This window comes from Bradyrhizobium sp. USDA 4504, assembly GCF_054063995.1.
Window position 1 is genome coordinate 7,549,000 of the sequence record NZ_JBSSGV010000001.1, and the last position, 12,588, is coordinate 7,561,587.

Annotated in this window: 9 protein-coding genes; 7 read left to right on the top strand and 2 right to left on the bottom strand. The window is 66.1% G+C overall.

Annotated elements, in window-relative coordinates; genetic code table 11:
- Positions 1–102: 102 nt before the first annotated feature.
- Positions 103–2,895, bottom strand: a complete 2,793-nt coding sequence (locus ACVMB1_RS35355; protein ID WP_076824645.1) for a [protein-PII] uridylyltransferase — start codon at positions 2,893–2,895, stop codon at positions 103–105.
- A 199-nt stretch (positions 2,896–3,094) separates the two neighbouring features.
- On the opposite strand from ACVMB1_RS35355, the gene ACVMB1_RS35360 reads away from it, so the two are divergent.
- The 5 genes from ACVMB1_RS35360 to ACVMB1_RS35380 all read left to right on the top strand — a co-directional run bounded on the left by ACVMB1_RS35360 (position 3,095) and on the right by ACVMB1_RS35380 (position 7,538).
- On the top strand, positions 3,095–4,069 hold the full coding sequence (locus ACVMB1_RS35360) for an aliphatic sulfonate ABC transporter substrate-binding protein (RefSeq protein ID WP_076824647.1): 975 nt from the start codon (positions 3,095–3,097) through the stop codon (positions 4,067–4,069).
- Between the two features lie 235 nt (positions 4,070–4,304).
- Positions 4,305–5,138, top strand: coding sequence for an ABC transporter permease (locus ACVMB1_RS35365; protein ID WP_076824755.1), 834 nt, complete (start codon positions 4,305–4,307; stop codon positions 5,136–5,138).
- Positions 5,138–5,923, top strand: a complete 786-nt coding sequence (locus ACVMB1_RS35370) for an ABC transporter ATP-binding protein (protein ID WP_141343250.1) — start codon at positions 5,138–5,140, stop codon at positions 5,921–5,923. Before ACVMB1_RS35365 ends, ACVMB1_RS35370 begins: the two co-directional genes overlap by 1 nt.
- Positions 5,924–6,080: 157 nt before the next feature.
- Entirely contained in the window at positions 6,081–6,590 is a 510-nt protein-coding gene (locus ACVMB1_RS35375) for an OsmC family protein (protein ID WP_076824652.1), read from the top strand.
- A 150-nt stretch (positions 6,591–6,740) separates the two neighbouring features.
- A complete protein-coding gene (locus ACVMB1_RS35380; protein ID WP_076824654.1) occupies positions 6,741–7,538 on the top strand; it encodes a hypothetical protein in 798 nt (265 codons plus the stop codon).
- 92 nt (positions 7,539–7,630) lie between these two features.
- Here ACVMB1_RS35380 and mutS read toward each other — a convergent pair whose 3' ends face one another.
- Positions 7,631–10,360 carry a DNA mismatch repair protein MutS gene (gene mutS / locus ACVMB1_RS35385; protein WP_076824656.1) on the bottom strand — a complete coding sequence of 910 codons (2,730 nt, stop codon included), beginning with the start codon at positions 10,358–10,360 and terminating at the stop codon, positions 7,631–7,633.
- A gap of 212 nt (positions 10,361–10,572) precedes the next feature.
- On the opposite strand from mutS, the gene pcaF reads away from it, so the two are divergent.
- Both pcaF and pcaH read left to right on the top strand, forming a co-directional pair.
- Positions 10,573–11,781: a 3-oxoadipyl-CoA thiolase gene (pcaF, locus tag ACVMB1_RS35390; RefSeq protein ID WP_028337987.1), complete on the top strand. Its 1,209-nt coding sequence runs from the start codon at positions 10,573–10,575 to the stop codon at positions 11,779–11,781.
- 105 nt (positions 11,782–11,886) lie between these two features.
- Positions 11,887–12,588: a protocatechuate 3,4-dioxygenase subunit beta gene (pcaH, locus tag ACVMB1_RS35395; protein ID WP_076824658.1), complete on the top strand. Its 702-nt coding sequence runs from the start codon at positions 11,887–11,889 to the stop codon at positions 12,586–12,588.

Here is a 12,588-nt window from a genome sequence, read left to right on the forward strand (position 1 = left end):
ATCGAGCCGATATGCGATTGCCCTACCCGCAAGCGGGAGAGGTGCAGCCAGCGTGGCGCGAGACCGATCCAGCCTGACTTCATCAGGCTCTGGTGCGGCGTTTCACGCCGCCGGCTTCGCCGCCTGGTCCTCGCTCGCCAGCAGATGCAGCAGCGCGCTCTTGATCGCGGCCTGCCGGGTCGGTGCCGTGATCTGGGCGCCGAGCAGGTCGGTGACGTAGAACACGTCGCGGGCGCGTTCGCCGAAGGTCGCGACATGCGCCGAGGCGATGTTGAGGTTGAGCTTCGAGATCGCGGTGGTGAGCTGGTAGAGCAGGCCGGGCCGGTCGAGGCCGGAGACCTCGATCACGGTGTAGCGGTCGGACCACTGGTTGTTGATAGTCACCTCGGGCTCGACGATGAACGGCCGCGCCTTGCTGCGGACGGTGCGCTTGGCGACCGCCTCGGGCAGCCGCAGCTTGCCTTCCAGCACGTGCTCGATCATCTCGCCAATTCTGGTGGCGCGGCGGCCCTCGTCCTCGTCGCGGTCGTATTCGCGCGAGATCGAGATGGTGTCGAGCGCGCGGCCGTCGGTCGTGGTGTAGATCTGGGCGTCGACGATGTTGGCGCCGGCCGACGCGCAGGCACCTGCGATGATCGACAGCAGCCAGGGATGGTCGGTTGCCAGGATCGTCAGCTCGGTGACGGCGCGGACCTCATCGAAGCCGACATTGATCGCAAGCTTGTGGCCGGCCTGCTCGCTGGCGCGGATGAAGCGGGCCTGGCGGATCTTGCGTGCCAGCTCGACCTTGAGCCAGTAGGCCGGATAATGCCGGCCGATATAGGCGTTGAGCTCCGCCTCCGGCCATTCGGTGAAAGCACGGCGGAATTCGGCTTGTGCCACCGCGATGCGCTGGGCGCGGTTGACCTCGGAGAAGCCGCCGGTCAGCACCGGTTCGGTCTCGTAATACAGCGTGCGCAACAGCTGCGCCTTCCAGCCGTTCCACACGCCCGGTCCGACGCCGCGGATGTCGGCGGTGGTCAGGATCGTGAGCAGCTTCATCTGCTCGACCGACTGCACCACGGCGGCGAAATTCTCGATGGTCTTGCGGTCCGACAGGTCGCGCGATTGCGCCACCGTCGACATCGTCAAATGCTCCTCGATCAGCCACGCCACCAGTTCGGTGTCGGCCGCCGAGAAGCCGAGCCGCGGACACAGCCGCCGCGCCACCTTGGCGCCGGCGATCGAATGGTCTTCCGGCCGGCCCTTGGCGATGTCGTGCAGCAGCGTCGCGATATAGATCACCGGGCGGTGCTCGGGGCGGATCTTGCGGAACAGGTCGCTGGCGACCGTGAACTCCTCGTTGCCGCCGCGTTCGATGTCCTGCAGGTAGCCGATGCAGCGGAGCAGATGCTCGTCCACCGTGTAGTGGTGGTACATGTTGAACTGCATCATCGACACGATCTTGCCGAAGGCGCGGATGAAGTGGCCGAGCACGCCGGTCTCGTTCATCCGCCGCAGCACGATCTCCGCATTGTCGGAGGTCAGGATCTCCATGAACAGGCGGTTGGCTTCATCGTTCTCGCGCAGCTGGGTGTTGATCAGCTTCAGCGAGCGCGTCACCGTGCGCATCGCATCGGGATGGAAGGCGAGGTTGTTCTGCTGCGCAAGGCGGAAGATCCGGATCAGGTTGACCGGATCGTGCTTGAAGACGTCCGGCGCGGCGAGATTGATGCGGTTGTTGTCGACGATGAAGTCGTCGCTGCCGTTAACCCGCCGCCGCTTGGTGCCGGGCCGCAGCCGCGCCACCATCCGGCTCAGCACCGGCGCCGGCTTGTTGTGCTCTTCCTCGAGCTTGGCGCACAGGATCGCGGTGAGGTCGCCGACGTCTTTCGCGATCAGGAAGTAATGCTTCATGAAGCGCTCGACGTCCTGCATGCCGGGATGCGAGGTGTAGCCGAGGCGGACCGCGATTTCGCGCTGCATGTCGAATGACAGCCGTTCCTCGGCGCGTCCGGCGAAGAAGTGCAGATTGCAGCGCACCGACCACAGGAAGTCGGCGCAGCGGCGGAAGGTGCGGTATTCCTGCGAGTCGAACACGCCGCGTTCCAGCAGCTCGTCGGTCTCGCGCACGCGGTAGACGTATTTGGCGATCCAGAACAGCGTGTGCAGGTCGCGCAGGCCGCCCTTGCCGTCCTTGACGTTGGGCTCGACCAGATAGCGCGACTGGCCGGCGCGGCGATGCCGCTCCTCGCGCTCGGCCAGCTTTGCGGTGACGAATTCCGACGCGGTGCCCTGCACCACCTCCTTGTCGAAGCGCTCGACCAGCTCGTCATAAAGCGGCTGGTCGCCGGTCAGGAAGCGCGTCTCGAGGATCGCGGTGCGGATCGTCATGTCGCCGCGGGCCTGACGGATCGATTCATCGACCGAGCGGGTGGCGTGGCCGACCTTCAGCCCCATGTCCCAGAGGCAATAGAGAATCGCTTCAGCGACCTGTTCGCCCCAGGCGGTCTGCTTGTAGGGCAGGATGAACAACAGATCGATGTCGGACTCCGGCGCCATCAGCCCGCGGCCATAGCCGCCGGTCGCCACCACGGCCATGCGTTCGGCGCCCGAGGGGATCGGCGAGTGATAGAGGTGGCGGGTCGCCGCCGCGTAGAGGATGCGGATGATCTCGTCCTGCACGAAGCAGAGCCGTTCGGCGCAGCGCCGGCCGTGACGGTCCTTGAGCAGCAGCGCCTGCGCCGTGGCGCGCGCCGCGATCAGCTCGGCCTTGAGCAGCTGCGCCATCGCGGCGCGGAACTGGTCCTCGCGGCCGGCATGCCGTTCGGCAAGCGCATTCACCGCCGCGGTGATCCGCTCGGTCTCGAAACGATCATCCGCTTCAGGGCGGGCCTCGGCTACGACGCTGTCCATAGGTTCATCCGATATCGGACGGAGCCGTTGCTGTCACTGACCAAAGTATAACGACAGCAGCTCCATGCTCTCATGGCGGCGCTTCGAGCAAGATCGTTCTCGCGCCATCCCGTAAAGGGTAGAGATTTTCTCGTTGACCGCAAGGCTAACTCATTGAAATAAAAGATTGTTTCATAAAACTGATCGAGGGGGTCGACGAATGCAAAAATTTTCCCGGCGCACGTTCGCTGCGCTGCTCGCGGTCTCGACCTTGCTGCCCGGCGCGGGGCGCGCCGCCGACGCGCTGAAGGAGATCCGGATCGACTGGGCGACCTACAATCCGGTGTCGATGGTCCTGAAGCAGAAGGGCCTCCTGGAAAAGGAATTCGCCAAGGACGGCATCAGCATCGTCTGGGTGCAGTCGGCCGGCTCCAACAAGGCGCTCGAATTCCTCAACGCCGGTTCGATCGATCTCGGCTCGACCGCGGGTTCGGCGGCGCTGGTCGCGAAGATCAACGGCAACCCGATCAAGTCGATCTATGTCTATTCGCGTCCCGAATGGACCGCACTGGTCACGACCAAGGACTCCAGGATCGCGTCCGTCGCCGACCTCAAGGGCAAGCGCGTCGCGGTGACGCGTGGCACCGATCCGCACATCTTCCTGGTTCGTGCGCTGCTCGGCGCCGGTCTCACCGAAAAGGACATCACGCCGGTGCTGTTGCAGCACGCCGACGGCAAGACCGCGTTGATCCGCGGCGACGTCGACGCCTGGGCCGGTCTCGATCCGATGATGGCGCAGGCGGAGGTCGAGGACGGTGCAAAGCTGTTCTACCGCAAGGCGGAAGCCAACACCTGGGGCATCCTCAATGTGCGCGAGGAGTTCCTGAAGGCGCATCCGGATATCGTCCGCCGCGTGCTCGCGACGTACGAGGAAGCGCGGAAATATTCGCTGGCCAACTATGACGAGCTGAAGAAGACCTTCATCGCCGTCACCAAGCTGCCGGACGCCGTGGTCGACAAGCAGCTCAAGGAGCGCACCGAGCTGACCCACAGCCGGATCGGCAGTGCCCAGCGCGAATCGATCCTCGCCGCCGGCCTCGCCTTGCAGCAGGCGGGCGTGATCGACGCCAAGACCGACGTCAAGGCCGCGCTGGATTCCTTGGTCGACGATCAGGTCCCGCTGCCCACCAACTAACCGCTGTCGTTAAACTAACCTCCGTCGTCAAACTAACCTTCGTCGTCCCGGGCAAGCGAAGCGCGACCCGGGACCCATAACCACAGGGCTCTATTGTTGGACAAGGCTGTGGCCCCAGCTCGCTTGATTACCACGCCCTGTGGTTATGGGTCCCGGCCTTCGCCGGGACGACGTGGATGGAGTTAGGCGCGCTCCGCCTTGCAATCCCGCTGGAAGAATAGTTGTTGCTATGGCCATGACCGTTGACCTGCCCGCGCTGGAACAGACGGCCCCGCCCGGTGCACCTGGGCGGTGGTCACGCTATGCGCGCCCGGTGCTCGGGCTCGTGCTGCCGATTGCGCTGGCGCTGGGCTGGGAACTCGTCGTCTCTCTCGGCTATTCCAACGGCCGCCTGGTGCCGCCTCCGTCAAAGGTGTTCGAGACCATCGTCGAGCTCGCCAAGAGCGGAGAGCTGTCGCGCCATATCCTCGCGACGCTGTGGCGCGTGGGCGCGGGCTTTGCGCTCGGTGTCGTCGCCGGGACCATCATGGGCGCGATCTCCGGCTATTGGGATTTCGCCAAGCGGCTGCTCGATCCGACGGTGCAGGCGCTGCGCGCGATCCCCTCGCTCGCCTGGGTGCCGCTGTTCGTGCTCTGGCTCGGCATTTTCGAGACCTCGAAGGTCGCGCTGATCGCGGTCGGCGTGTTCTTTCCGATCTATCTCGGCGTGATGGGCGCAATCCTGTCGGTCGATCGCAAGATCGTCGAGGTCGGGCGCGTGTTCCGCCTGTCCGGACCCGCCATGATCCGCCGCATCCTGTTGCCCGCCGTGCTGCCGGCCTATGTGGTGGCGCTGCGGGTCGGGCTCGGTTTGGGGTGGATGTTCGTGGTCGCGGCCGAATTGATCGGCGCGTCCGAAGGCCTCGGCTATCTGCTGCTCGACGGCCAGCAGCTCGGCAAGCCGGCGCAGATCCTCGCCGCGATCGTGATCTTCGCGATTCTCGGCAAGCTCACCGACTGGCTGATCGAGGTCGCCGCCGCACCGCTGCTGCGCTGGCAGGACGCGTTCGGCGCGCGGGGAGGGCAGTGATGCTGGCTCTCAAGGACGTCGGCAAGACCTATCCGAACGGTGTCCACGCGCTGGAGCGGTTCTCGGCCGAGATTGCGCCCGGCGAGATCATCGCGATCATCGGCGGCTCGGGTTGCGGCAAGTCGACGCTGCTGCGCGCCATCGCCGGCCTCGATCGCGCCTCTTCAGGCAGCGTGACGCTCGACAATGCGGTGATATCATCGCCGCACGCCAAGATCGGGATCATCTTCCAGGAGCCACGGCTGCTGCCCTGGCTCAGCGTCGCCGACAATATCGGCTTCGGCCTCGCCGGCCTTCCGGCCGAGGCGAGGCGCGCGCGCGTCGTGGCGGCGCTCGCCCGCGTCGGCCTTGCCGACAAGGCCGCGGCCTGGCCGCGCGAATTGTCCGGCGGCCAGGCGCAGCGGGTCGCGATAGCCCGCGCGCTGGTGCCGCAGCCCGAAGTGCTGCTGCTCGACGAGCCGTTCTCGGCGCTCGATGCCTTCACGCGGCGCGATCTGCAGGATCATCTGCTCGATCTGTGGGCCGACACGCGGCCGACCCTGATCCTGGTCACCCACGACGTGGACGAGGCCGTGGTGCTCGCCGACCGCGTGCTGGTGATGCGGCCGCGGCCGGGCCGGCTGTTCGAGGAGATTACCATCAACCTGGCGCGGCCGCGCGACCGCAAATCGGAGCTGTTCGACACCTTCAAGCGCCGCGTGCTGACCGCGCTCGACCGCTCGCTCGACCGTTCGGTGCGGGACGTCACCGACAAATCCAGCGCCGGCGAGGCGATGTGGTGGTGACATCCGCTCCTTAAGGCCTTACATCGGCTAGAGCATGATCCGGAAAAGTGTGAAGCGGTTTTCCGAAAAGATCATGCTAAAACAAGAATCTAAAGCGCGATGACGATTTCAGCCTGAGTCTCATCGCGCTTTAAGAAGAATAGCCGGGAGCAGACCCATGGACTCCGCCGAACTCCGCGCAATGCAGGCTCCGATCAAGGAGCGCTACAAGACCGACCCCCAGGCCGCCGTGATCACGCTGAAGGCCAAGGGATCGATCGACAATGAGAGCATCGCCTGCAAGGTCGAGACTGGCCGTGCGCTCGCGATCGCCGGCCTCCACCCCGCTACCGGCGGCTCCGGGCTCGAGCTTTGCTCCGGCGACATGCTGCTGGAAGCGCTGGTCGCCTGCGCCGGCGTCACGCTGAAATCGGTCGCCACCGCGATCGACGTGCCGCTGAAGCCCGGCAATGTCTTCGCCGAGGGCGATCTCGATTTCCGCGGCACGCTCGGCGTCGACAAGGAGACCCCGGTCGGCTTCCGCGAGATCCGCCTCCGCTTCGAGATCGGCACCGACGCGCCGCAGGACAAGCTCGATCTCTTGCTGAAACTCACCGAGCGCTATTGCGTGGTCTATCAGACCATCAAGAACGGCCCGAAGGTTTCGGTCACGATGCAGCGGGTTTAGCGCGTCGCCCCGGCCTAGTGCGCAATTGCGCACGGGAGCCGGGGCCCATACGCCGTGTCCCATCGGTTCAAGCCGCGCTGTCCGACGGCTTTCGTTCCACACGAACAGTCGTGGTTATGGATCCCGGCCTTCGCCGGGACGACGGAACAAATGTCCCCCGAACTCCACTTCGTCCTGATCCTCGTGCTGCGCATGGCGGTTGCGGCCGCATTCGTGGTCAGCGCGTCCATCATCACGGAGCGTTCGGGACCGGTGATCGGCGCGCTGATCGCAACCCTGCCGATCTCGGCCGGGCCGTCCTACACCTTCCTCGCGCTCGACCATGACGCCGCCTTCATCGCCGAGGGGGCGCTGGCGAGCCTGCCGGTCAACGCCGCCACGATCTATATGGGCCTGACCTACGCCGTGCTGGCGCAGCGCTTCAGCATGTGGATCAGCGCGGGCAGCGCGATCGCGGTGTGGCTGGTGCTCGCCACCATCATCCGCCAGTTCGAGTGGTCGCTCGTCGCCGGGCTGATCGTCAACGCCATCACCTTTGCGATCTGCATCCCGCTGCTGAGGCCCTATCGGCATGTCGCGAAAATGCCGCTGATCGCGCGGCGCTGGTACGACATTCCGCTGCGCGCCGCGCTGGTCGCAAGCCTGGTCGGCACCGTGGTCACGGCGTCAGGCTGGGTCGGCCCGCGCGTCACCGGCGTGATGGCGCTGTTTCCGATCGTATTCTCCTCGATGATGCTGATTCTGCATCCGCGCATCGGCGGCCCCGCAACCGCCGCCGTGCTCGCCAACAGCGCCTGGGGCTTGATGGGCTTTGGCCTCGGGGTTGCGGTGCTGCACGTCGCGGTGCTGCAACTCGGCTCGCCAATCGGCCTATGCTGCGCGCTCGCCACCTGCATCGTCTGGAATCTGGTGCTGTGGCAGATCGGGCGGAGGAAAGTAAAACGTTGACGCCGTCATTCCGGGGCGATGCGAAGCATCGAACCCGGAATCTCGAGATTCCGGGTCTGGTCCTTCGGAACATCCCGGAATGACGACAGCACCTACGCTTTCGGCAGCTTTGCCCGCAGCGCATACAGCGCATCCAGCGCCTCGCGCGGCGACATCTCGTCGGGATGCAGCGCCTTCACGGCCTCGACCAGCAGATCGGCCTCGCTCGGCGGTTTGTCCTCACTGGCGGCGCGGGAGGGGACGGCGAACAGCGGCAGATCGTCGACCAAGGCACGCGCGGTCTGGCCGCGGTCCTGGGCTTCGAGTTTTGCCAGCACCGATTTGGCGCGCGTGATCACGGCCGGCGGCAGGCCGGCGAGTTTTGCGACCTGGATGCCGTAGGAGCGGTCGGCCGAGCCCGGCAGCACCTCGTGCAGGAACACGACGTCGCCCTGCCACTCCTTGACCCGCACCGTGGCGTTGAACATCCGCGGCAGTTTCGCCGAGAGCGCGGTCAGCTCGTGATAATGCGTCGCGAACAGCGTGCGGCAGCGGTTGCTCTCATGCAGATGCTCGATCGCGGCCCAGGCTATCGACAGCCCGTCGAACGTTGCCGTGCCGCGGCCGATCTCGTCGAGGATCACCAGCGACCGTTCGCTGGCCTGGTTCAGGATCACCGCGGTCTCGACCATCTCGACCATGAAGGTCGAGCGTCCGCGCGCCAGGTCGTCGGCGGCGCCGACGCGCGAGAACAGCCGGTCGACGATGCCGAGCCGCGCCCGCGACGCCGGCACGTAAGAGCCGATCTGTGCCAAGAGCGCGATCAGCGCATTCTGGCGCAGGAAGGTCGACTTGCCGGCCATGTTCGGACCGGTGATCAGCCAGAGCTGACCGGATTTCTGGCCCGGCGCCGGCGACAGGTCGCAGGCATTGGCGATAAACGGCTGGCCGTCGCGCTTCAGTGCCTGCTCGACCACCGGATGCCGTCCGCCCTCGATCGCAAAGCCGAGCGAGCCGTCGACATCGGGCCGCACGTAATTGTCGTCGATCGCAAGCTTGGCCAATGACGTCGCGACGTCGAGCATCGCAAAGGCATGCGCGGCATTGCGCAGATCATCGCTCGCCGCGAGCGCCATCGCGCTCAGGCGTTCAAAGATCTCGAGCTCGAGATTGAGCGCGCGCTCGCCGGCATTGGCGATCTTGGCCTCGGTCTCGCCGAGCTCTGCGGTGGTGAAGCGGACCTGCCCCGCCAGCGTCTGGCGATGAATGAAGGTTGCATTCAGTGGCGGCGCGAACAGCTTGTCGCCGTGCTGCGCGGTGACCTCGACGAAATAGCCGAGCACGTTGTTGTGCCGGATCTTCAGCGTCTTGATGCCGGTGTCCTCGGCATAGCGCGCCTGCATCGCGGCGACGACGAGGCGGGAGGCATCGCGCAAATTGCGGCTCTCGTCGAGCGCGGCCTCATAGCCCTCGCGGACGAAACCGCCATCGCGCTTGATCAGCGGAAGCTGCTCGTCGAGTGCGCGGGAGAATTCCTGCGCCAGATCGCGCGAGGGACGCTGTAGCGCCGCCATCACGGTCGAAACCTCGGCCGGCGGATTGGAAAGCTGCGCCAGCAGCTCCAGCGCCTGGTCGGCGGCGAGGATGCCGTCGCGCAGGCTGGCGAGGTCGCGCGGGCCGCCGCGGCCGACCGAGAGCCGCGCCAGCGCGCGCGACATGTCGGGCGCCGCGCGCAGCACGGTCCTGACGTCCTCGCGCGCCGCGGAATCCGCGACGAAGGCCGAGACGGCATCGAGCCGCCGCGCGATCACGGCGACGTCGGTGAGCGGCGCGGCAAGGCGCTGCGCCAGGAGGCGCGAGCCCGCCGCGGTGACGGTGCAGTCGATCGCATCGAGCAGCGAGCCGCGGCGCTCGCCGGCGAGCGTGCGCGTCAGTTCGAGATTGGCGCGGGTCGCCGGATCGATCGCCATCGTGGTGCCGGCGGCCTCGCGCGCCGGCGGCGACAGCGGCGGACGCTTGCCGACCTGGGTGCGGTCGATATAGGTGACGGCCGCGGCCGCGGCGGTCGCCTCCAGTCGCGACATCGCCGACAGGCCGTCCATGGTCGCGACCGCGAAATAGTCGCAGAGTCGCCGCTCGGCGGTGGCACTGTCGAACACGTCGCGGGTCAGCGGCGTCACCGACGGCAGTTCGCGCAAGGTCGGCGCCAGCTCGCTGTCGCTGTAGAGCGCATCGGTGACGATGGCCTCGTTCGGATTGATGCGCGCCAGCGTCGCCGCGAGCTCCGCGGTCGCACACTCCGTCACCATGAATTCGGAGGTCGAAATGTCGATCCAGGCAAGGCCAAGACGATCCGCACCGGCCGAGCCGCGGGCGCGCGCGATCGCGATCAAGTAATTGTTGGTGCGGGCGTCGAGCAGGGTGTCTTCGGTCAGCGTGCCCGGCGTCACCAGCCGCACCACGCCGCGGCGGACCACGCTCTTGTTGCCGCGGGCTTTGGCCTCCGCGGGATTTTCCGTCTGCTCGCACACCGCGACACGATGGCCGGCGCCGATCAGGCGATGCAGGTAATCCTCGGAGCGTTCGACCGGAACGCCGCACATCGGGATGTCCATGCCCTGATGCTTGCCGCGCTTGGTCAGCACGATGCCGAGCGTCCGGGAGGCGATCTCCGCATCCTCGAAGAACAGTTCGTAGAAGTCGCCCATCCGGTAGAACAGCAGCAGGCCGGGATGGGCGGCCTTGATTTCCAGATACTGTTCCATCATCGGCGTGACGCGCGACGGCGCCTCGGCGGCAGGAGCGGGCTCGGGCGGAACGGGGATGGGCTGCTGGACTGTCATGAGGGGGCGGAAACTACAAAATTTCGTCGCGCGGTCCTATCCGCGAGGTCGGGGTTTTCCACCCTGTCCACGGTGCCAATTATGTCAGCCCTCACGGCAATGCGTGCGGGGCGCGCAGCCGCATCAATTGACCTGCCGCGGGCACGCTCCTAAAACCGATCTCAAGTTCCAGCCGATCCAGCGCTAAGTCGCGGCATTCAGGGAGAGATTCAATGCGTGATGTGTTCATTTGCGATGCCGTCCGGACCCCGATCGGCCGTTTCGGCGGCTCGCTCGCCAAGGTGCGCGCCGACGATCTCGCCGCGGCCCCGATCAAGGCGCTGATGGCCAAGCACCCGACGCTCAATTGGAACGAGGTCGACGAGGTGTATTTCGGCTGCGCCAACCAGGCCGGCGAGGACAACCGCAACGTTGCGCGCATGGCGCTGTTGCTCGCCGGCATGCCGGAGTCGGTTCCCGGCCAGACCCTGAACCGGCTCTGCGCTTCCGGCCTCGATGCAGTCGGCGCCGCGGGCCGCGCCATCCGCGCCGGCGAGATCGATTTCGCGATCGCGGGCGGCGTCGAATCGATGACGCGCGCGCCGTTCGTGATGGGCAAGGCCGCGGAAGCCTTCTCGCGTTCGTCCGAGATCTACGACACCACAATCGGCTGGCGCTTCATCAATCCGCTGATGAAGGCGCAGTACGGCGTCGATGCGATGCCAGAGACCGGCGAGAACGTCGCTGAGGAATTCCAGGTGTCGCGCGCCGATCAGGATGCGATGGCGATCCGCTCGCAGCAGCGTGCGGGCGCGGCGATTGCGTCGGGCTATTTCGCCGAGGAGATCGTTCCGATCCAAGTGCCCGGCGGCAAGGCCGGCCCGATCACCGTCGACAAGGACGAGCATCCGCGTCCGGAGACCACGCTCGAAGGTCTCGCCAAGCTGAAGCCGATCGTGCGCAATCCGGGCACAGTGACCGCGGGCAACGCGTCCGGCGTCAATGACGGCGCCGCCGCGATGATCCTCGCTTCCGAAGCCGCGGTGAAGAAGCACGGCCTGACGCCGCGCGCAAAAATCCTCGGCCTTGCCTCGGCCGCGGTGCCGCCGCGCATCATGGGCATCGGTCCGGTGCCGGCAACGAAGAAGTTGGTCGAACGCCTCGGCATCAAGGTGTCGGACTTCGACCTGATCGAGCTCAACGAGGCCTTCGCCTCGCAGGGTATCGCCTGCCTGCGCCAGCTCGGCGTCAAGGAAGACGCCGATTTCGTCAATCCGCATGGCGGTGCGATCGCGCTCGGCCACCCGCTCGGCATGAGCGGCGCGCGGCTGGTCTTGACCGCCGTGCACGGCATGGAGAAGCGGGGCGGGAAGCTTGCCTTGGCAACTATGTGCGTCGGAGTAGGTCAGGGCGTTGCGGTCGCGATCGAAAAACTTAATTAAGCCAATGGTTTGGAGGGGCTGAAAACAGCCCTTCCCCAAATTGGTTATGCATTATAATGATCTGACGTGAGCTCACCGGGCGCGTGGGCCGCGGAGGAATTCGCCATGACCTTGTTGTACCCGCTGCAATCGCTTGCGGCCCATCCGGCGCGGCTGTCGCCGGACTATCGTTCCACCGTGAAGCGTTCGCCGCAGAAGCCGCTGATCCCGCTGCGGCACACGCTCTCGGAGCTGACCGGGCCGGTCTATGGTCATGAGACCGTGCGCGCGCACGACAACGACCTCACCATCCAGGCGAAAGGCGAGCCGCTCGGCGAGCGCATCATCGTGCACGGCTATGTGCTCGACGAGGACGGCCGCGGCGTGCCCAACACCCTGGTCGAGCTGTGGCAGGCCAATGCCTGCGGCCGCTACATTCATGTCGTCGATCAGCACCCGGCGCCGCTCGATCCCAACTTCACCGGCGCCGGCCGCACCCAGAGCGATGCCAAGGGCTATTACAAGTTCATCACCATCAAGCCCGGCGCCTATCCCTGGGGCAATCACCATAACGCCTGGCGGCCCGCGCATATCCACTTCTCGGTGTTCGGCCACTCGTTCGTCTCGCGGCTGGTGACCCAGATGTACTTCCCGGGCGATCCGCTGTTCCCGTTCGATCCGATCTTCAACTCGGTGACGGACGAGAAGGCGCGGGCGCGGATGATCTCGTCGTTCGATCTCGAGAACACCAAGCCGGAATGGGCGCTGTGCTACCGCTTCGATATCGTGCTGCGCGGGCAGAGTGCCACGCCGATGGAGACCAAGTAA

What these genes read in the sequence shown, in the direction of transcription:
- ACVMB1_RS35365 (WP_076824755.1), top strand. Translation starts at nt 4,305, where the DNA reads ATGACCGTTGACCTGCCCGCGCTGGAACAGACGGCCCCGCCCGGTGCA.
- ACVMB1_RS35355 (WP_076824645.1), bottom strand. Translation starts at nt 2,895, where the DNA reads ATGGACAGCGTCGTAGCCGAGGCCCGCCCTGAAGCGGATGATCGTTTC.
- mutS (WP_076824656.1), bottom strand. Translation starts at nt 10,360, where the DNA reads ATGACAGTCCAGCAGCCCATCCCCGTTCCGCCCGAGCCCGCTCCTGCC.
- pcaH (WP_076824658.1), top strand. Translation starts at nt 11,887, where the DNA reads ATGACCTTGTTGTACCCGCTGCAATCGCTTGCGGCCCATCCGGCGCGG.
- pcaF (WP_028337987.1), top strand. Translation starts at nt 10,573, where the DNA reads ATGCGTGATGTGTTCATTTGCGATGCCGTCCGGACCCCGATCGGCCGT.
- ACVMB1_RS35360 (WP_076824647.1), top strand. Translation starts at nt 3,095, where the DNA reads ATGCAAAAATTTTCCCGGCGCACGTTCGCTGCGCTGCTCGCGGTCTCG.
- ACVMB1_RS35375 (WP_076824652.1), top strand. Translation starts at nt 6,081, where the DNA reads ATGGACTCCGCCGAACTCCGCGCAATGCAGGCTCCGATCAAGGAGCGC.
- ACVMB1_RS35380 (WP_076824654.1), top strand. Translation starts at nt 6,741, where the DNA reads ATGTCCCCCGAACTCCACTTCGTCCTGATCCTCGTGCTGCGCATGGCG.
- ACVMB1_RS35370 (WP_141343250.1), top strand. Translation starts at nt 5,138, where the DNA reads ATGCTGGCTCTCAAGGACGTCGGCAAGACCTATCCGAACGGTGTCCAC.